Source organism: Haloarcula sp. CBA1131 (genome assembly GCF_008728975.1).
Classification (GTDB): domain Archaea; phylum Halobacteriota; class Halobacteria; order Halobacteriales; family Haloarculaceae; genus Haloarcula; species Haloarcula hispanica.
Map to the genome: position 1 here is coordinate 169,839 of NZ_RPCY01000002.1, position 21,426 is coordinate 191,264.

Consider the following 21,426-nt stretch of genomic DNA (forward strand, 5'->3'; position numbering starts at 1 on the left):
TTGTCCTAAAAGTGAAATTACACCTAGGTAGATATGCTATTCTCAGACACCAGAGGCCTGCAGCTAAGGGTATCGGCGTCAGTGACGAGAACACTCCAGTTCGGTCGCTATCAGTCGGCCGAGGCCTCTTTCTCGTTCGCAACAGTCCACTGGGTCGGGTCGATCTCGCGTCCGTCGAACGCCGTGTATTCCGGGTACGCAGTAAACACCAGATACTCCGTTCCCTGCTGCAGGTACTCGATGAGGGTGTGGAGGTTGTCGTCGTCGAGCCCGCCCAGGCCGTCGACGAGCAGAAGTGGCACAGCGTCGCCGACATCGAACGACTGCCGACCGGCCAGCGCTGCCACAAAGCCGATGAGTTCGAGTTCCCCCTCGCTGAGGGCATCTAAGCTCGCTTCCTGGCCGTCGCGGGCGACCACAATATCGAAGTCAGCGGTGAGTCGAGCCGTTTCGAACCCTGTCCCGAATCGGGAGAGGATATCCTTCATCGCGGTGTCAAACGCTTCCCGTGCCTCACGCTTGATTCGGTCTTTCCGGTTTCGAAGTTCCGCGAGGTCGTCACGGACGGTTTCGAGGTCGGTTTCGAGCGTGTCGACACGGGCCGCCCTCGTTTCGAGTTGCGCCAGTTCGTCGGCGGTGTCTTCGAGTTCGGCCTCGCGGTACTTGATCTCACTTTCGACGTCCGAAAGCTCCGCCACGGCCGCATCAACGTGGTCCGAAAGCTGCTCCACGTCCGACTGAGCCTGTTCGAGCCTGTTTCTGGCTGCGTCGAGACTCTGTTTCCGGTCGGCCAGCGTCGCCTCTAGCTCAGCGATGTCTTCCTCTAGATCGGCCTTTCGACGGCGGGCCTGGCTGATCTCCTCGCGCTGTGTTTCCAGTTCCTCGACAGTATCTCGGTAGGTCTCTTTCTGGGCCCGGAGCGCCGTGAGTTCGTTTCCGAGCGCGTCCAGTTGGTCAGCCAAGTCCGCCCGTGTCGTCTCACTGCCGCACGTCCAACAGGCGACGGTGTCACCGTCGATATCGCGCTCCACCTCGGTAAGCAGGTCAACCCGGTCCTCGCTGAGTACCATCTCAGTGGCCGAGTACATGGACTGGAGTACCTCGGCGTCTCGCTCCACTTGCGAGAGGCTCTCGCGCGCCTCCGAGAGTTTGTCCGCGACGTCATTGTACTCCGGTATTTCGAGAGCGTCGAGAGCGTCCTGGCGCTCCGAGAGACGCTGTTCCGTCCGCTCGATACTTTGTTCGAGTCGTTCGACGCGGTTTTTCGCCTGATTCTGTTCAGTCCGAGCTTGGCTGAGTTGGCGGCGGACCGACTCCGGACTGTCGTCGCTTCCTGCCTCACTGTCGATCGTCTCGCGTTTGGCCCGCAGGTCTTCGATCTCGTTTTCCAGCCGTGTCACTTTCTCTTGCACGCTGGGGAGCCGCTTTTTGGCCTCGCGTGCCTGCGTGAGTTCCGTTTCGATCTGTTCGCGTTCCCGTTGTAACGTCTCGATCTGCGAGTCGATGTTCTGGAAGTCCAGCGGCCGTAACAGCACGTCCTCGAGGTTTTCTCCTGTCCGGACAGCGCGACGGACTTCGTTACGCTCGTCCAGACACGCGAACAGTTCAGCGCGGATCACGTCGTACTCGTCGCTGAGGTACGGCTCGCCGTGCCGGACTACGGTACCGTTCTCTCGGGTAAGCGTCACGTCGTAGACACCGGTTGGCGTTTCGAGGTGCACCGCACCGCTGTCTGCGCCTTCGGTCAGTTCAGTGGAGGTGCCAAGGGCCGTCTTGACAGATTCGATGAAGCTCGATTTCCCCTGCCAGTTCGAGCCACGGACGACGTTCACTCCCGGCTCTACTGTCGCCGATCCGTCAAGTATACCCGCGATTCGTTCGATTTCGATGTTCCAGGTCATGAATCGTGTGTTGACAAGTTCGCGCTCCGGTGTTGCTTGCAGACGTACCCACGTTCGAGTGCAACATCGAACGGAACACGGGTCGGACAGTCCGGGCATCCGAGTTGTATCTGGGCCTCTATCTCCGCGGTGTCACCGCCGTCGATATCACCCTTCTTCGCGAGTGAGGACAGTGCCGTTTCGGCCTTCCGTTCGACGACCGTTTTGGCCGTTGCCACGCTCTCCTGCTCCCAGTTAGTTGTCGCCTTCCTGGGCTCTTTTTCACCGTCTAAACAGTCGTTGAGGTGCGTTCGCATCGTTCCCCACGACACCATATCGTCGTGAAGCGACGCTCCCGGGATACCCGTAGCTTGCAGTCGCTCGATGAGTTCGTCCCGTCGCAAGTCGTCGTCACCACGCAACGTGTCGTAATCGCTGTCTACACGCGTGTCAAGGGTTTCACGCCCGTGTTCGGTATAGACTTGTTTAAGCAGCCGTTTGTTGAACCACGCTGTCAGCGACCGATACCCCATTTCGGTTCGGTCATCAGCGCCCGTCCAGCGTGCGAGCAGGCCATCATCAAGGGTGTCGTAGACTGGGTCTGTTGATGCCAACCCGTACTTGTCGATAACCGCGTCTACTTTGCAACCGGAGTTAACAGCCATTGTTCAGCTTTTTCTGCCTGCTCAGTAATAGTTTTTGACAGTCGGTGTACGCACAGTGTAGGTATATCCTGCAGAAAACACACCCTTAGTGTGTATTTTAGAGATGGAATACAGGGTTGAACAGAGTGTGTATTTATGAATCGAGGATACTATCAAATTTTCTGAATTTGGGGTGTTTATACTGAAATCTGATAATTAAAGAACGTTATTATACTATAATTTCACGCAGAACTAAAGTCGATTTTCCATCTATTCCTTCGATTATGGGCGTTTCAGGATGTTTCACATCTGTATAATAGTATAAGCAAAAAGTGTATTTTAGAACATACAAAGTTCCAAGATATACAACCTCCAATAAAATTTGGAGGGGAACTAGGGTAGATCGCAGTATCCGTATACATTCCAAAATATGAGTTTCCTACGCATTTGGAGGGCAGACCGGATTCCTCGCGAGAGATGGTTACTGTTACCAGACGTAGAACCGTGCAGCGTTGCAACCAAGTCAAACGTTTATACGGACTGTTGCGTAAGTAGTGTAGTATGCGGAAGTTGGCCGGTGAGACTGGACCGGCACCAACGGATAGTGGAACGGCAGCCTCGAAAATCAAGGTGTTGTTAGTCGATGACTACGGAGAGTTCCGGCGGACAACGGCGGAACTGCTGGAACACGAGAACGACCGTATCGAGGTTATCGAAGCCGCAAGCGTCGAGGATGCGCTCAGCTACTTCGGTTCCGAGTCGATCGACTGTATCGTCAGTGACTACGAGATGCCCGAAGCAGACGGGATTGAATTCGTAGAAACGGTGCGACAGTCTAACGGCGACCTCCCATTTATCCTGTTGACAGGCCAAGGAAGCGAAAAACTCGCCAGCGAAGCGGTTTCAGCCGGCGTCACCGATTACTTCGTCAAGGGCGGCGGGCCAGAGCAGTACGCGGTGCTCACAAACAGGATAGAGAACGCGGTGGAATCATACCGATTCCGCCGAGAAACAGCGCGACTATCGCGGATTCATTCGTCTTTAGCTAAGACTCACACCTCGGTTGTGTAGCGGTAGCGAGCGTCTCTTGTAAGATCGGTCGTTGTTGATGGATCTTCTGAGCATCCTCGATGAGCCGCTCCAGCAACGGTGGTGGTGAGTAGCCGAGGTACTCACCGAGTTCGTGGAGAACAAGCTGGGCGTGCGACCGGAAGGTCGCCGCCCAGCGTTCCGGTGGAAACACAATCTCGTCGTCAGCCTGCTCGGTGACCAGATCCAACAACTCACGGCTCACTAGCAGCGACAGCAACGCCGCATACAGCAAAATCTCCACCACAACAGGGTTGCTCGTGTCGAACTCATCTAGTTCGTATTGCGTCTTCAACTCACGAAACAGCGTTTCTACCTCCCATCGACACCGATACAGCGTCCCTAGATCTGCTGGGAGAAACTCTTCTCTCGGTAGATTTGTGATATACAGATGGTAGTCGTCGGCGTCCTCGTCCCGGACGCCGACGACGCGGAACCGCTTCGTGTCTAGCGACCGTGTTCCCTCGTACTGACCCCGCTTGAACTCCGCTTCGACCTCTACGTCAATGTACTCCCGCGAGAGATCACCGACCACGTCGTGGATCTTCTCTCCTTCCAAGGGAATGGCGCGCCCGCGCCATTCCCGTAGTTCCTCTGTTATCACCGGATTCGCGTTCTGCTTCAACCGGCTCACGAAGTAGCCGTCGTTCTCGTCGATCAGCGCAAAGCGGCGGTACTTGAAGTACGCTAGGTCGAACAAAACCAGCCGTCCATGCAGCCACGATCCCGTCTTGAACAGCGTGCTGTCGTGCGCTTTTTCATCGGTCACATCGATCCGTTCAATCGTCTGGTCGGTGGCATTGTGGAGCAGGTGGAGCTTCGCTCCAGCCTGCTCCTCGTGGCGAGCTTGGAACTCGTCGGAAAGGAACTCGTGCAACCGCAACACCGTTCCATCAGCGATCATCACGTCCCTGAATCGGTTGATATCACCGTCAACAGCGTCGGGAACAGCGACCTCGTCGAGACCACGCTCGACGAGGTCGCGGAGATACTCTGCAAGTGACGGTGTCAACCGGTGATAGAAGCCACCGGGAGAGATCGTCTCATCGGCTGTAGAGTTGTAGCTACGTCTAAATCCAGCGAGTGTTCGGCTCTCGCCTGCGGCGAAGCCGAACACAAGCGCCCACACGAGGACGGGAATCTGAAGCTTCCCCTCCCGTTCGACCACGCCGAGTTCCTCGGCGTGCTCTTCAAGGAACTCAGAGGGAAACAGTGTAGTGAGACGACGCAAGATTCTCGATGAGGAGGTCTCGTTGTACACACTCGACACCTCCTCATTCCTTCCGAAAAGTAGCCTCGATAAGCCGCTGCTGTCACGCGGTTCTTCGCTTAGCTAAAGACGGATGATCGCGGATTAATTCACTATTCAGGGAAATAAATCGCCAAGTGCTGAGGGCGTCAACAGCCGAAGAGATCCAAGAGGCTGTCTGTGAAATTCTGACCAGTTCGGATGCCTACCAGTTCGCCTGGATCGGCGAAAAAAACGAGGCAGGTGATATCGTCCCCACCGCGGGCGGTGGCGACGCACTCGAATACGTCGAAGCGATGGTCTCCCGCTATGGCCGCTCAGTTTTCGATGACGGGCCGTTCGGCCACGCGATCGAAACCGGCGAACATCAAGTAGCGTCAGATATCCGGACTGAATCATCTGTCCAGCCCTGGCACGAGCTCGCATCGGAGTACGGGTTCCGGTCGATGATCGTTCTCCCGATCCAGTACACTGGATCAGTACAGAGTGTGATTTCGATATACGCGGACACGCCTTTCGCGTTTGACGAAGCGGAGCAGGCAGTGCTGACAGAGCTTGCGGAGATTGTCGCCGATGGCCTCCATTCAACCGCAACGCGTGCCGAACTCGAAATGCGGGAAGAAGTCCTGCGAACAATTACCGAAGTGTTCACAGCGCGGGACGGGGCGCTCCGGGAACAGATAGCGGATCTCATGCAAGTCGGTCGTAGCGTGCTTGGAACCGAGTACGCGACGCTCTCTCGCGTCAACGGGATGGAATACGATTTCGAAGTGCTCCAGACACCCGACGAAACGATTTTTTCAGGCGGAACGATTCCGTTGTCGGAAACCCCCTGTGCGAAAGCTATCGGGAACGAGGAGACAATCGTGATGACAGACGTCGATGCCGAATGCGGCGACGCTGACCGAGATCAGATATGGGGCGACGAAGTCAATCGGTATCTCGGAACGCCACTCACTGTGGGTGGGAGCATATACGGGACGCTCTGTTTCTATGGGTCCGGAACGGGCGGATCAGAGTTCTCAGACTGGGACGTGACACTCGTAGACCTTCTGAGCAAGTGGATCGGAAACGAACTACAGACGCAGCGGGCTGAGATGGGTTTTACACAGTTGTACGAAACGGCGACAGATCTCTTGGGTGTGACTTCAGAGGAGGAAGCCGCTCAAATTGTCGTCTCGCGGACCCGTGATATCATCGGTCTCCCTGAGGTCGTGCTGTACGCGTTCGACAGCGATACGAACACCTTTCGCCCGCTTTCGACCACGGAGACCGAGGAGCAACAAGCTATCCCAGCAGACGGTGATAGCTTCGTGAGTTCGGCCTTTTTCACCGAGGAAACTATCGTTTGCGACGGAAACTCGACCTCGAAAGCGGGCGAGGACACGATGACTGACGGAAAGGCCGTGTTTGTCCCGCTGGGCGACCATGGAGTGCTTCGAGCGGGCGACACGATCGGCGGCGAGTTCGATACCCAGACCCGTCGAATTACCGAACTCCTGGGGGCGACGATTCGAACGGCGTTCGATAGGCTGACATACGAGACAGAACTCGAAGACAGGCAGCGCGATCTGGAGCAACAGACGGTTCAGCTCGAGCAGATGAATCGGTTGACAGAGCTGAGTCAGAAAATTCACGAGCGAGTGCTCAGGGCAGACAGTCGCTCAGAAATAGAGCAAGCGGTGTGTGACCAGTTGGTCGCGTCCGACATCTGTTCGTTTGCGTGGATCGGGGAATACGAATCCGATACCGACCGAGTCACGCCACGGACGTGGGCAGGGACCGACCGTGGCTTTCTGGAGGAATCGCGCACGCCCTCCAATGAGACACCGCCTCCACCAGCAGTCCAGACAGCCCGGACTAACGAACAGACGCTGAACAACAATATCGCGGACGGACTCAGGGGAAAAGGGTGGCAACGGCGACTACTGGAACGTGGGTTCCAGTCAGTCGTCAGCATTCCGCTCAGCTATCAGCAACTCTCCTACGGCATCCTGACTGTGTACGCGAAAACGCCGGACGTTTTCGATCTGCCGACACAGTCAGTACTCGAGGAGGTGAGTGAAACGGTCGGATACGCCATCAACAGCATTGAGACGAAGCAGGGGCTCGTCGCAGATCGGGCTGTCGAACTCCAGCTAGAAGCAACGGAATCCGACGATATCATTCATCGGATTGCGGGCGTCGCCGATACAGAAATCACATTCGAGGGTATCGTCCCACAGGGAGATACCAGCTGTATCGTGTTTTTCAGCACTGACGCTCCACCAGATGACCTACAAGCGTGTTTGGACATTCTTCCCCGAATTGAGCGATTAGAGTGTTTAACTGACACAGAAGACACGAGCTTGTTCGAAGCAACAGTATCGGGTACACAGCTCGCACTGACAGTCGCCGAACAAGGAGGAGCCCCGCAATTAATCCAATCTGATGGGGAGACTCTGGAGATTCAGCTTGAGGTCCCACAGACGGTTGACATTCGCCAGCTCATAGCTGAATTACGGCGTTCATGTCCGGACATCGAACTCGTGGGCCGCCACAAGCGGGAACGTGGTGTCCAAACCCGTGAGTCGTTCCATTCAGAATTGACAGCACAGCTAACCCCCGCCAATTCGAGGTCCTGCTTGCAGCCTTTTATAGCGGATTCTATCAATCACCCCGTGACAAGACCGGTCAGGAGATCGCCGATACACTCGATATATCACAGCCGACGTTCAGCCACCACCTCCGGGTAGCTGTTCGGAAGCTCCTAGAACAGTTGTTTAGCGAAGGGGGAACGACCCAGCATCTAGATAGATAGCGCCTGTTGTCTGAGTTTGCTAGTCTGATAGAGTATATGCTGATACGGGAGTGTGTTCATACAAAGAACAATGAGTCTGGAGTGGAACGAGACAGAAACTGTCTTTTGGACAAACCAGTACGAATCACCGAGTGAAGCGATTGTGACCGCTATAGCAGCTAAAGAATCCGTAACGGAAACCAGTCTCCCACCGTTGTACAACCGAATCGACCCGGACGCCCTTGATACCCTTGTCGCAGGGCAGACCAACGACGACATTCAGATTAGTTTCACATACAGTGGGTACACCGTTCGGATTCGAGACAGCGAGACCATCGAGATCACGCCGACGTAATCGGCTAGAACTTTCCTCCTGGTTCTTGACTGAGCGGATAACGAGGAACCTCCGGTAAGAGAGTATGCCATGGAGAAGATGCAGGAGAGTTCACGATGTATTATTAATAGGATGCTATGTAGTTTCTGTCTATCCTCACTGGAATTCGATAGCGTAGTACTAATATATATTTATACCAATATGAAAAGGTTCGGAGGTTCGCAGTAATGAAACAGAGACTTGTACCGAGCCGAACAATAACACACCGTACTGCGTTTTCACATGCAGATTTATTTTATTTATTGGAGGTCGTTGTGATTGAGTCATGTAGTACGCCAAATGATTCCGGATGTCACAAACTGAAGGATTATATACAGACTGTGGTCAGTCGGTGAAGAACGGGAGTACGACGTGCGATACAAGTAGCTATTTCTTACTCAGGAATTAGAAGGTAACGGGGGTGTAACAAAACGGTACCCCGGGTTTCGTGTATATATGTGGCTCTCGCGGCCTGAACACAAACCAATGCAGCAATCGAGGTCATGAGTGAACCGATGGTAGAGGAAGAACCAGAGCTCTCACGCGACCAAATGTTCGACATCCTCAGCAGTTCGAGGCGTCGATATACGCTTTACTATCTACGCCAACAAAAGGAGCCAGTCCAGCTAACCGACTTAGCTGAGGAGTTGGCTGCGTGGGAGAACGACACAACCGTCGAAGAACTCTCCTCGCAGGCGCGAAAGCGGGTGTACGTCTCGCTGTATCAGACCCATGCTCCGAAGCTTCAAGAGGCAGGGCTAATAACGTACGACGCCGATACGGGCGAGATAGCTCTTCGAGAGGATGCTCCGGAGGTTGAACCGTTCATTAGCAATAGTGATGATGATTCTAAATGGTATCAGTACTATGGGGCCGTAGCCCTGTTGAACGCCATTTTACTCCTCGCAGCAATTGTCGGTGTGTCGCCGCTCAGTGCAATCAGTCCATTAGTTATCGGACTAGTCGTCATTAGTTCATTTCTCGTGCTGTCCATTGCTCACGCAGTCTCCAGGCGGCGAGGGGAAAATGACAAGACCTTCGATATCGGCGAGCCGTGAGCTGAACTATGCGCTGACTGAAAATACCCCCCAAGGGTATGTTATTCTTCGTCGTCGGCCGCACCGTCCGGCAGTAACTGATCGGGCGACCGTTTGTACATCGGAGTGCTCGCGAATTCCGAAATCCGTTCCATTTCGCTGTCGGAGATATGTTCCGGCATACACCGCTACGTGTAACTGTTACAGTTTAGTAATTGAGTTCATATTTGAGGTAGTCGGCTACTTCTATAGTAACAATTGAAACGATTTACACACTGATCACACTGCCGTCGTGCGAGCAGGTGTGCATTGATTTCCAATCGCTACTATAGACGCTTGCCAGTTGTAGATATCCGGGGTATACTAGTGTTGATCTTTAGGAATTTTGTTGTAAAACCCCTCCGGGTATTGCGACTATCAGAAGTACTCACCCAGATATCGGCTATAGGAGTGTTTATCGGGGATTCTGAATGCAATCATAACATCCGTTACTCGGTCACAAGTTCTGGTATGCAGTTTCGCTGTGTCTGCTGGGCATCAATGACTTCTGATGACCTAAGTTTAAGTTATGGACGTCTGGAGTGTATCCATAATTAGTTAGGAGAATCGGCGAAGCCTTAGCAAAGGATTAGAATCCACGTCATAGCTAAAAAATCAAGAACGGAGTGAGCCGGAAAGGACGGTGTGACCGAAGCCGTTCCGGCTCACTATCAAAGTGGAGAGAGCGATCCGAGTCGACAGCGACTATACAGGGCACGAGCGTCCCTGAGGGGGGTGGTAAGGATTGGGCCGGTGTTGTGGGTGTCGGGTAACTGCCCTCTCCACCAGTATCTTATGTGCAGGAGTGTATTGTTATAGTCGTGTTATTCCGCCATAGCGGAGCTTACCACTCCAAAGGTATGTGGAGCAGCTGTAGCTGAGCCTTTTACTCAAGTGTTGAATGCGGGTTGAAGTACGTGGTGGCGCCATTTGAGAGGCATTTTCGGTTTAGAGCTTCAAGCGTAACGATCACACCTATAAGAGAGTAAGGAGTAACATAGATAAATTGAGTTTCATATACAGGAGAGATACTGATACGGGGACACTCAAAAATCTCCGAATGAACTTGATCCGATAGTAAATTCGAAGGCTGTACCCAGTTCATCTGCTCCTCCGCGCTATGCCACAAAACAGTGATATGTCCCAGTCTAGTTCATCGAATGTCGGAGTAATTTTATCCTACCATTGGAGATTAGTCTGTTTTCACCGTATTATTGGGGGAGACGGTAGGATAGATTGGTAAGTAAATGGAGTATAAATGATGTGTAGATGCTGGGTATAAGGACGCAATCTTTAATATAGTAATTACACCTTTCCGAGATATGCTCGATGTAAGTGCAGTAGAGAGACAATTTAAAGATTGTCTTAATCTAAGAGTAGGGCTATGGGGCCAGGGTCAGAGTGCGCGGTTTACACACAAGCGATTGAATTTGTCAAGACCGGGAAATTTGAATGGAGTGGCGGCTGAATGATGTCCTCAGAGGAGTGGGAAGACGTACCGACAGATCCAGACTGGGAATCGGACCTAGGCTACGAGATGGAAGAACTAACTGTTGTCAAATCTTCGACTGATTCACAGTTGATATTTTTGCCGGAGCATGAGTCACAACTCGGTGAAGAAGAGTTCATCGTTATCCACTCGGATTCGCTTCGAGATCTACGCCGATAGCTGAACAACGTTACCAGCGGAAAGAATAGTGGTTTACCCACCGATGACAGGGCCGATTAGTAGCAGCATTACAATGTGGTATCTGGGAAAGCGTGTGAGTGATGAAAGCAGTAGTTCTCGCGGCCGGGAAGGGCACACGACTTCAGCCGCTGACTGATGACCTCCCGAAAGCGTTAGTTGAGGTAGACGAAAAACCGCTTCTGACCCACTGTCTTGACGAGCTCGTTTCACTTGATGCAGACGAGTTTGTTATCGTCGTCGGATACCGAAAAGAGCAGATTATCGACTATTACGGAAACTCGTATAACGGCGTCCCGATAACGTACGTCCATCAGGAGGAACCTGCTGGGCTAGCACACGCCTTGTTACAGGCCGAACCGGAAATCAAGGACGATTTTATGTTGATGCTGGGAGACAATGTGTTTCGAGGAAACCTCGACACAGTCGTACAACGACAACGAGAACAGCGTGTCGACTGTGCATTTCTGGTAGAGGAGGTTCCGGAAGACGAAGCGTCTAGATATGGCGTTTGCGTGACGAATAAATATGGTGAAATAACCGATGTAGTCGAGAAGCCGGACGACCCTCCGTCAAACCTAGTCATGACCGGCTTTTACACGTTTTCGCCAGCAATATTCCAAGCATGTAGTCAGGTTCAGCCCTCTGACCGTGGCGAATACGAACTTAGCGATGCCATTGATTTACTGATGGACAGCGGAAGAACGATCGACGCTGTTCGTCTCAACGGGTGGCGTGTCGACGTTGGGTATCCTGAAGACAAGGAGACTGCAGAACAGCGCCTTTCAGAAGAAGCGGCTACACTAACCTGACATCGAAGGTTCACTCAAAAGACCGGTCCACTAGGATCACGACGATGTGACACTGGGAGTTCCTATCAATTAGCTATATTATGTACCGTGAGTTGATCGCGGATCCCAACGCCAGTTACATCATTGGCTTCGAAATACTGTCTATTTCATTGCCAGTTTTCTATGGCAGAGATTGTGCGCCGGCAGTTACCACACGGTGGCTGCCGCTGTAAGTAGATCCAAACCACCTACCAATAGTACGCGCTAGTAGTAGCATAACAAAACAGGAAGACCATGTATTGATTGGCTATGTGCGCTGGATGGGTTCGACAGTTCGTGGGAGTCTTCATCATCTGGCTCTCGGCGACGTTGGGGGGGATGATATTTATCGGCCGTTGGAACCCGTTGTTGTATTACCTGCTCAGCTACGCAGGCTTTCTGTTTGCGGTCGAACTCAGTAATCCAGACGGTGTCCGCCCAAAAAATCACAAACGACTACGCTGGGTTTCCATGGGTGGGTTTGTGGTGTTCATCTATGGAGTTGTATCGTGGGTACAGGCAGTCATTGCGACCATGCCAGGGTAAGACAGGTGAATGCGTTGCCTACTAATGACAGGATGCCTATACTAATGTCTTGAAGGAGAGTTCTACTTCGTAGAAGAATTAATGGTATCGGTCAGCGTTGTTATCGCGACATTGAAGCCGCGGGATGAGATTGAAGCAATACAGTGCCTCAAAGAGCACGCGTTCGACGACTTTGAGGTTATCGTGTGTGATGAGAGCCCTGTGACTAGAGCCCGAAATGAGGGGATCAAACAAGCCTCAACCGACAAGATCGTATTTCTGGATGATGATTCCCGACCTCGCCCAGAATATCTTCAAAAAGCGGATGAACTCCTCGAAACAGAGGCGGCATACGCCGGTCGAACCATCCACCCAGTCGATGATGTGTTTGCTCGCCATTTCACCACCCATTACGACTGGGGGGACGATCCTTGCTATGTCAACCACTTCTGGGGCTGTAACATGGGCGTTCACAGGGACGTGTTCAAGGCGGTCGGTGGGTGGGACGAACAGATGGGGTGGGGTCACGAGGAAAAGGAACTCGCCAGGCGAGTTAGAGCCGAGTTTGATATTCGGTACGATCCCGAACTCATCGTTGACCATCCGTACGCGTCGTCTATTACTGAATACTGGAAGAAACAGTATAAGCTCGAAACAAAGAGTCCGTACTACTGGTCAAAATGTAACGTCTCGCGAGCAGATCAACTCAAGAATATTTTCTGTGAGGCACTTGACCCGCTGAATTATGTCAGAATAACGCCGGTAGCTACCGTTATAGAAGCGGGCAGTACTGTTGCAAAGACAGCTGGACGTATTCGAGGATTCCTCAACCACACCCACTACGAAGAGGACAGAGGCGAAGTACCTAATATTGACCGACCCTCGGAATCCGCGGGACCGTCAGACTAACTGTCTCTGGGTCTCTTCGGTGTTCTGAATTTAGGCAAACTAGCAGCTGCTGGCCCAACTCTTTCCTCAGAGAGAGTCGTGATATATGCCGTACTAGTTACTCGCCGAACCCCTGTTCACCATACCCATCTTCGCCGTACCCACGATACAATATCTCCCGCTTCAAAAGCACTGCAACTCCGAACGAGAGTCCAGTCGCAACAAGGGATAGAATGGTCCGTCGGGTCGCCTGCTCCGACTCCACGGTCCTAGTCTCTTCATCTGAAGACATCAGTACGGTGAGATAGTCCCCCTCGCGACCGTAGCTACGCTTTGTCGGCGACGAATGTGGTCCATCGTTATCAAGAATCCAACGACGGAGACCGTTTTAGTAAACAGGCCATACCGGCAGCCATGCTGCAGCGTATCCTATCATTGATCACATATGATTTGGACAGGGACCCGGCTACTATACAAATAGGGGCATCCCGGGATTAAACGCCAACTGGTTTAGCTGGCTTCATATATTCGATCAAGAAGCGACCGTGGTCAGTTCACGAGTGAACAAATGCTTAGCTGGTGGTCTGATTGTCCTGGTTGGAATCCGCCAAGATCGCAGTAGTTAAGAGTCATATAATACACTGTGCGTGTTCTAAAACTACACGAGATGGCTGCGTACACCCTCTCTGATAGAAGGAGCCCAGAGTTTCAGATATATTGTCACGGTAGCATTGGTAGACCAGCCAGTCAGTGTGGACTGTCTGAGTGAATCGGTACGAGGTTACTACTATTGAGGCTACTATCCCACCTTCCATCGATGACTTACACTGTCGCAGTCATTGGGACTGGTGCAGATCCGGACGACCCGGATACCGACGGGTTCGCAATGGCATATAGGCACGCAGGCGCGTACAGGCGGTTAGACTCGTGTGAACTTACCGCCTGTGCCGACGTCGTCCCTGAGAATGCGAGAAGTTTCGGAGAACAATGGAACCTCCCGGACAGAAACGTCTACACGGACACTGAGAAGATGCTCACTGCTGTCGAGCCCGACATTGTCAGTGTCTGCGTTCCGCCCCATATCCACGCACCTGTCGTGATGACGTGTGCTGAGAGTGGGGTAATGGACGCGATCCACTGTGAAAAGCCGATGGCAACGAGATGGGAGGACTGTCAGAAAATGGCATCGGCCTGTAAGCGGGCCGGAATCCAGCTTACGTTCAACCACCAACGACGGTTCGGAAAGCCGTTCCGGAAAGCCAAGTCGCTGCTTGAAAACGGAAAAATAGGCTCGTTAGAGCGAATCGAACTCGGTGGAAAAAATCTATTTGATTACGGGTCGCACCTGTTTGACCTCTGTGGGTACTTCACTGACCAAGCGATGTCGAAATGGGTGATGGCTGGGATCGAATACAGCGAGGAAAACGTACAGTTTGGGGCCCACAACGAGAATCAGGCCATCGCGCAATGGCGGTATACGAACGGTGTCAACGGGCTCGCATCGACAGGGGACGGTGGCATTGTCGACTGTCATATGCGGCTGCTGGGCTCAGACGGAATGATAGAAATAGGTGGTGAGGTTCCGCTACGGGTCCGGACCGGGAAAAACTGGACAACGGTCGACACTGGGGGAGAGGACGTACACGGTCCCAACGAAACAATATTCGACGCTGCAAAACAGAAGATCAGCGCTCGTATACCGGGAGCCACTGTAGAAAACGCGAGACCTGAAACCTATATTGACCGTGCCATAGCGGACACCGTCGACGCACTGGACACGGGTCGTGAACCTGAACTTTCAGCTGACAACGCTCTGCAGGCAACGGAACTTATATTCGGGTGCTGGGAGTCCGCTCGGCGGTGCGGGCGAGTCGATTTCCCACTAGAAATCGACGACAACCCGCTGGAATCGATGGTCGAAAACGGGCAAGTACTCACTGCTGACAATCGATAAATTCCAGTACACCCCGAACAGTTGCACACTGAGACGGAGTGGCAAGATACGCCCTGATAATGCGGCTGCGTCACAGTTACCCCGCCCATAACAAACAGATGGTATCCGAAGTATGTAGCAACGGAGAGTCTATGCAGGCACAGCAATATCGAGTACTGAGTCGGAAGAACACACTGGTGTCCGTCAATCGGCCTAGTGTTGTGGCTCGTCACACACGCAACAGGGAGTTCGAACGACGATGCTAGATAAACTGAAACGGTTGATAAAGCGGCTGCTCCCGGCCAGTGATGACGTGATGGAGCAAACCGTAAAGAGTGGCGTGTGGGTCGGTGTGATGAACGTCACAGAACGGGGACTAGAACTGTTGTTGCTGGTCATCGTTGCCTCACTGTTGTCCCCGCGTGCAGTCGGGTTGATGGGGATAGCGCTGTTGACGCTCTCTTCACTCAAGAAGTTCTCCGAGTTGGGAATCAAGTCCGCTCTGATACAGGCCGAGGAGGACAACGTCGACGACGAGCTCAACACTGCTTGGACAATCGAGACAGCCAGAGGGACTGTAATTGCCGTTATTCTGTTCCTCGGGGCCCCGTTTATTGCGTCGTTGTTCAACGAACCTGCAGCGACCGATCTGTTTCGGGTCATCGCCCTCTCACCGTTTATTGTTGGGTTACGAAACCCTGCTGTCGTCTATTTCCAGAAGAGTCTAGATTTCCACAAAGAGTTCGTGTATAGGGTCAGCGGCGCGGTGGCATACTTCGTCGTCACCGTAGGCATAGCTCTGTATGACCCAACTGTCTATGCACTGGCAATCGGATACATCGCCGGCGACGCCGCCCGGTTCCTCGTCTCGTATCTGGCGGACGGGTACCGTCCGTGGCCTTCGTTCGATATCGATGTGGCGAAGAAGCGCTACAGTTTCGGAAAGTGGGTTACGGCCAATTCAATCCTGTATTTCCTGTACAGTAGAGGAGACGACGCGTTTGTCGGCTGGGCGCTCATGGCAAGTGCACTGGGATTTTACCAGCTCGCCTACCGGCTCTCGAACGCGCCGGCGACCGAAATCACACAGACAATCTCCAGTGTGACGTTCTCGGCGTATTCGAAAGTGCAGAACGACGTCGAGAAGCTGCGGTCCGGATACTTCCAGACGCTCAGAATGACCACATTGGCTTCGTTCCCAGCGGCAATGGGTATCGCGGCAGTCGCACCCGCGTTTGTCGAGGCGTTTTTTACCCCCGAGTGGCAGCCGATGATACCAGTGATGCAGTTGTTGGCTATCTACGGACTGTTGCGTTCGATGGGTGCGACGATGGGACCGGTCTGGAAAGCAGTTGGGCGACCGGACTATATTGCTAAACTCTCTGCTGTACGTGTGGCCCTCATTGCTGTATTCATCTATCCGGTCACGATGATGTATGGAATCGAAGGCACTGCAGCTCTCATTACGGGTATTTACATTTTCCCGATGATGCCGATTGACACCTATCTTATCGCCCGGACCATCAATGTGTCTCCAGTTCGAGTTTTCAGGGAGGTATCGTATCCCCTGGTGGCGAGTCTTGGGATGGCAGCCGCAGTGACCTACGTCTATCAGACGGTGACTCTCACTGGGCCGGTGTTGGAGTTTATCCTGTTGGTCCTCGTTGGTATTGGAGTCTATGTGGCCCTGGCCCTGGCGCTCATGTTTAGTTTCAATTGGGAAGTCAAGCAGAACCTCGAATCAATATTCGATGCGTTGGCGTGATCAAAATGAGACAGACAATCCAAATCAATCGATCCGGCGAAAAGAGGAGCACAGCGCGATGAAGCGACGAACAGTGCTTGCTGGCGTCGTCCCGTTCTTACAGGTCGGGCGGTGGTTAGATCAGCTGCTGCTCGTGAATCAAGGTGAGATAGTTCAAAAGCGGTTCGTCGGCATCGCCGAGGGGGAGACGACTGAGATCACCGTCACTGACGATGACGGGACAACTGTTTCATCCGAACACGAGGGACAGCTTGGGCAGTCACCAGCAGAGATATCACCTGAGGTTGCAACCTCCCTGCGGGAAAGGTACGACTCGATACGGTTCCACGTCACAGTAAACCACCACAACGACAGTCCCAAAGCGTTCAGTCGGACCGGAACGATAGAATACCGGACATCCAGAACGCTCTACAGCGGGATTGGAGTGGGCGACCACATTTCGTTTCAGACATCTCTCCTGAACGCTGACACCATCATTTCGCTGTCGTGCCTGGCAAACGAGAAGGAGTCCCTACAACGTCGGTGTCGAGTCGGAGTCGAGGACCCGACCGCGGAATGAGATAGACCGCTCCAAAGTAGAGCCTCATTCAGAAATATCGCGTAGAGCGTGGGACGCATTTTCCCAGAGAATATCGCCTTTGAATACACTCTGCGTTAGGTCCAGCAACAAGGTTGTTTTCGAGAGAATTCATCACAGTCGAAAATGCCAGTACCGAAGTATTGCACGAGGTGATTCACAAATGTCAATCTGCATCTTATGAGCAGCCCAATAGTACGGCTGCTGAACCGAATATACTCCCAGAGGCTGTAATGGTTCACAGCTAAAGACATGAGTGACAGTCATCTTGTACTCATTGCTGAGAATAGCATGTAAATCGGACAGGACTGATAGAGACCACAAAATCACTCGCAAACGGCTTGAACATCTTGCCACCACAAGAGAATTTGAGCGACGGGGTCGTGATCTCTGAAACGGGACTCGGTGACCTAGGCCGATTGACTTTCAGATCGAGCGGATCTGCTGGTCACGAAGTGGAGTGATATCAGATGGTAGTACCTCCCTAACATTACAAAGATACCGTAATTCGACTATACCAAACGAGTATTAGTTTCTCAACTGCCATTTTCGGTTATAATATTTGCTCTAAATGTGGTATGCAAGAAAGTATCGCATGGTCAGCAAGTTATGCAAACAAGACCCAACCGGTAACAACGAATAAAATAGTAAATAGGGATTACCGGAGTGTGACCAACGAAGAACAGAATCGCTCGCACGACAATGGAGAGGTGTCGCGAGATAAAAGTAGTACGACGGGAACAACCGTCATAGACCGCCGCACGTGCATGAAATTAGCAGGTGTTGCCGCTGCGTCTTTGGCAGGATGCGCCGGTAAAGGTGATCCTACCGCAGGAGGATCGGCAGCAAAATTCGGATACGGTGGTGAGCCTGCAGTTACGACACAACTCAGCGCAGTCGATGTTTCGAAGGTGGCCGAAGACACCAGTATGGCAAGTTCGGTCAGCAGCCTCAGCATCGATTCTCCGCTCTCAACAACACTGTCTCCAAGTTCCTCTGATCTCTTTGCGTTCAGGCCCGACAGCGAAAATGTAGCGGTTAAATTCACGCCGGGTACAGACACAGGTGCTGCTGCGGTCGGACTGTTCAATCCGGACGGTGAATTACTCTCCCAAGCGTACGCGAGTTCAGATGTCCCGGTGTATCTGCCGGAATCACTCTCAGCCGGAAGTACACACTACCTGCAAGTCATGGACGTCAGTCGAAGCGGTGGCGATTACTCACTCACCATTTCGACGGATAGTACGACGCAGTCTCAGTCACCGTACGAAGGGACAGTCAGGGCAATTCCCGGACGTATTCAGGCCCAGAACTTCGACATCGGTGGCGAAGGCGAGGCGTACCACGACACGTCTAGCGGAAATATCTACGGTTCCGCTAACCGAGATACTGACGTTGATATCCGACCAACAGAGGACGAGTCAGGAAAGTACAATATCGGCTACTTTCAGGCCGGAGAGTGGCTCGAATACACAACCGATGTCTCGCCGGGGACGTACGATATTAGAGTCCGAGTGGCGTCAGCACTCTCTGATGGGCGACTCGAACTGTCTCTTGGAGATCGTACCCTCACGACGGTCGCTGTCCCTAATACGGGCGACTGGACCTCGTGGGAGACAGTCACAGTAGAAGACATCGAAATCGAGTCCGAGCAGCAATCGACGCTTCGCGTCGAAGCACTGGATTCCGGTGTAGAATTCAATTGGCTCGAATTCGATAGAGTCGATGCGCAGAAACCGTACAATGGGACTCTAGCGACGATTCCCGGGCGCATTGAGGCACAAAACTACGACACGGGTGGCGAAGGAGTATCGTACTCCGATACGACCGCTGGAAACGAATACGACACCAGTTACCGTGACACCGATGTCGACATCCGGCAGACCCAAGACGACTCTGGGAAGTACAACATCGGTTACTTCGAAGACGGCGAATGGCTCGAATATTCGGCTGATGTTTCGCCAGGCCAGTATGATCTAAAAGTCCGTGTCGCCACGACACAGGACGACAGACAGCTCCGGTTCCACTTGGGCGACCGAGAACTTGGAACGGTAGACGTGCCGAACACCGGCGGCTGGACGACCTGGGAGACGGCAATACTTGAGGACGTGACCATCGATGCCGATGGACAGCAAGTGCTCCGGGTCGAAGCGATCGGGTCCGGCATCGATTTCAACTGGGCCGAGTTCGAGGTCGCCGGGAATCAGCCGTTCGACGGCGTCCCGACGCTTCCCGGCAGGATACAGTCACAAGCATTCGATCTGGGCGGCGAAGGCGTGTCGTATCACGACACCACTGCCGGCAGTGAGTACGATCTCGGTTATCGGGACTCCGACGTCGATATCCGGAAAACGCAGGACAATTCCGGGAAGTACAACATTGGGTATTTCGAGGACGGCGAATGGCTCGAATACACTGCGGAGGTGCCGGCCGGAACATACGACATCGACGTTCGCATCGCGACGACACGAGACAACAGGCAACTGCAGTTTAGCCTCGACGGCGAGCAACTCGGGACAGTGGATGTACCGAACACCGGCGGCTGGACGACTTGGGAAACGGCAACGCTTCCTGACGTAACGGTCCAGGATGGTGGCGAGCACGTCATTCAGGTGAAAGCAGTTGGCTCCGGCATTGATTTCAACTGGTTCGAATTCCGCGAAGCGGCCGAGACGGAAACATCGACTGAAACTGAGACGGCGACACAGACATCGACCGAAACGGAGACGCCGACAGAAACCGAGACAGCGACCGAAACTGAGACCATGACGGAGTCAAGCACTGACGACTTCGGCAGCGACGGCTACGGAATGGGTGGGTACGGGGGTACCCAGTAATACAACAGAACAATGGCAGAACGATACAACACACCCGCGGAGGGCACGCTCGATTGGCACGTACCACTTAACGAAAACTTCGAAAAGCTCGACAGCCACGTCGAACTCCGGGACGCTGAGTCCAACATCAGCCAGTACGAACCGAAGACGGGGTCGAAGTTCCTAGCGACCGATACCGGCACGGTATACATTGGCGACGGCAGCAACTGGAACCGCGTCGGGAGCCTCAGTGCGTCCGACGACTCAGTTTCCGAGGCCGACGACGGTTCGCTCATCGCACCGCCGGGCGAAGTACAGTCCGTGATCGATCAAGCGTCCAAGTCACACACATGGGCACAGGGACCGAGCCGAACTGTAAAGCTCGTCTCCGGAGAGAACTACTTCCCGTCGGATACTATCAAACTGAAACGGAACATCCGACTCGAATGTAACGGCGCTCGGATCATTCCGGAAGGTGACTTCAACGTCATCGAGATGTACCGCGGGACGCAACTCATCGACCCGTTCATTGACACCCGATCGGTCAATTGGAATTCGACGCAGGTCGTCGTCGGCGCACCGGACGCAGACAAAATCGAACTGGCGAACCGCGCAACCGTCGAAAATGCCTATCTCTGGGGAACCCCCGGAGAGGGCATCGGACTTCAGTTCTTGGGCGGCTCGAAACCCTGCTCGATGCAGGTCGCCAGCGGAACAATACACGGATTCGATATCGCGATCGACCTCTATGCCAGCGGTGACGATTACAGCGGACAGGGCGACTGGTCGAACGGGAACCAATTCTACGGCTCACTGGAAGCCTTCCGTGTTGGCGTCAACCAGCGCTCTGAGGGCGCTGAAGTCTCCGGTAACGTGTTCAAGTTGATGGTCCAGCCTGACAACGACGTGAGCGAATGGCTCTGGTACATGGAGGACGACCCTCGATCCGAAAGCGACCGAGACGACAATATGTACCGGAAGTCTGGGAACACCATGATGGTGTATCCGTGGGACAACAACAATTATATGGACAATAATCCCTTCGCTGAGAGTAGCGACCGTAAGCCGCCGGTGTGGTATATCGGCGAGGGAATAAACTACGGTAATTCACTCGTTGACCAGTCCGGAAAGCTCGGGAACCAGTATATCGTTAACAATTCGGATTACCCAGATCGGAACGGGATTTTCACCTATCATGGTGGCGAAGTCACCGGCACCAGGCAGTTCTCACACCCGCCTGCGTACCAGCGGAATAGCGAAAGCCGTATGTGGCACGAAGACTCAAAGAACTAAGGTCTGAGCGGGCCTTAGGCGA

General features: G+C 53.3%; 14 protein-coding genes and 1 pseudogene. 12 read left to right on the plus strand and 3 right to left on the minus strand.

The window, feature by feature from the left end; all coding sequences use genetic code 11:
- Window positions 1-110: 110 nt before the first annotated feature.
- Both Har1131_RS16185 and rdfA read right to left on the minus strand, forming a co-directional pair.
- Window positions 111-1,901: an archaea-specific SMC-related protein gene (locus Har1131_RS16185; RefSeq protein WP_050038397.1), complete on the minus strand. Its 1,791-nt coding sequence runs from the start codon at window positions 1,899-1,901 to the stop codon at window positions 111-113.
- Window positions 1,898-2,545, minus strand: coding sequence for a rod-determining factor RdfA (gene rdfA, locus Har1131_RS16190; RefSeq protein WP_050038396.1), 648 nt, complete (start codon window positions 2,543-2,545; stop codon window positions 1,898-1,900). The genes Har1131_RS16185 and rdfA overlap by 4 nt, the downstream gene beginning before the upstream one ends.
- 540 nt (window positions 2,546-3,085) lie before the next feature.
- On the opposite strand from rdfA, the gene Har1131_RS16195 reads away from it, so the two are divergent.
- Window positions 3,086-3,595, plus strand: a complete 510-nt coding sequence (locus Har1131_RS16195; protein WP_225308145.1) for a response regulator — start codon at window positions 3,086-3,088, stop codon at window positions 3,593-3,595.
- Here Har1131_RS16195 and Har1131_RS16200 read toward each other — a convergent pair.
- The gene (locus tag Har1131_RS16200) at window positions 3,570-4,844 is read right to left on the minus strand and encodes an IS4 family transposase (RefSeq protein WP_151147453.1); all 1,275 of its coding nucleotides are present in this window, start codon (window positions 4,842-4,844) and stop codon (window positions 3,570-3,572) included. The two genes, Har1131_RS16195 and Har1131_RS16200, sit on opposite strands and share 26 nt — an antisense overlap.
- Before the next feature lie 155 nt (window positions 4,845-4,999).
- Between Har1131_RS16200 and Har1131_RS16205 the strand changes: the two are divergent.
- The 11 genes and pseudogenes from Har1131_RS16205 to Har1131_RS16260 all read left to right on the plus strand — a co-directional run.
- Window positions 5,000-7,381: pseudogene (locus tag Har1131_RS16205) on the plus strand (GAF domain-containing protein); the annotation flags it as partial.
- 101 nt (window positions 7,382-7,482) lie between these two features.
- Window positions 7,483-7,662 carry a helix-turn-helix domain-containing protein gene (locus Har1131_RS22195; RefSeq protein ID WP_255518506.1) on the plus strand — a complete coding sequence of 60 codons (180 nt, stop codon included), beginning with the start codon at window positions 7,483-7,485 and terminating at the stop codon, window positions 7,660-7,662.
- 70 nt (window positions 7,663-7,732) lie between these two features.
- Window positions 7,733-7,996, plus strand: coding sequence for a HalOD1 output domain-containing protein (locus Har1131_RS16210; protein WP_014031309.1), 264 nt, complete (start codon window positions 7,733-7,735; stop codon window positions 7,994-7,996).
- 533 nt (window positions 7,997-8,529) lie between these two features.
- Entirely contained in the window at window positions 8,530-9,072 is a 543-nt protein-coding gene (locus Har1131_RS16215; protein WP_044952849.1) for a hypothetical protein, read from the plus strand.
- 1,788 nt (window positions 9,073-10,860) lie between these two features.
- The gene (gene aglF / locus Har1131_RS16225; protein ID WP_014031312.1) at window positions 10,861-11,589 is read left to right on the plus strand and encodes a UTP--glucose-1-phosphate uridylyltransferase AglF; all 729 of its coding nucleotides are present in this window, start codon (window positions 10,861-10,863) and stop codon (window positions 11,587-11,589) included.
- Window positions 11,590-12,234: 645 nt separating this feature from the next.
- Window positions 12,235-13,041 carry a glycosyltransferase family 2 protein gene (locus Har1131_RS16235; RefSeq protein WP_014031314.1) on the plus strand — a complete coding sequence of 269 codons (807 nt, stop codon included), beginning with the start codon at window positions 12,235-12,237 and terminating at the stop codon, window positions 13,039-13,041.
- A 796-nt stretch (window positions 13,042-13,837) separates the two neighbouring features.
- Window positions 13,838-14,974 carry a Gfo/Idh/MocA family protein gene (locus tag Har1131_RS16240; RefSeq protein ID WP_050038394.1) on the plus strand — a complete coding sequence of 379 codons (1,137 nt, stop codon included), beginning with the start codon at window positions 13,838-13,840 and terminating at the stop codon, window positions 14,972-14,974.
- 238 nt (window positions 14,975-15,212) lie between these two features.
- A complete protein-coding gene (locus Har1131_RS16245) occupies window positions 15,213-16,718 on the plus strand; it encodes a lipopolysaccharide biosynthesis protein (protein ID WP_014031317.1) in 1,506 nt (501 codons plus the stop codon).
- A gap of 58 nt (window positions 16,719-16,776) precedes the next feature.
- On the plus strand, window positions 16,777-17,277 hold the full coding sequence (locus tag Har1131_RS16250; RefSeq protein WP_151147457.1) for a hypothetical protein: 501 nt from the start codon (window positions 16,777-16,779) through the stop codon (window positions 17,275-17,277).
- Window positions 17,278-18,485: 1,208 nt separating this feature from the next.
- Window positions 18,486-20,132, plus strand: a complete 1,647-nt coding sequence (locus Har1131_RS16255; RefSeq protein ID WP_225308146.1) for a carbohydrate-binding domain-containing protein — start codon at window positions 18,486-18,488, stop codon at window positions 20,130-20,132.
- Between the two features lie 12 nt (window positions 20,133-20,144).
- The gene (locus Har1131_RS16260; protein WP_014031320.1) at window positions 20,145-21,404 is read left to right on the plus strand and encodes a hypothetical protein; all 1,260 of its coding nucleotides are present in this window, start codon (window positions 20,145-20,147) and stop codon (window positions 21,402-21,404) included.
- Window positions 21,405-21,426: the final 22 nt, after the last annotated feature.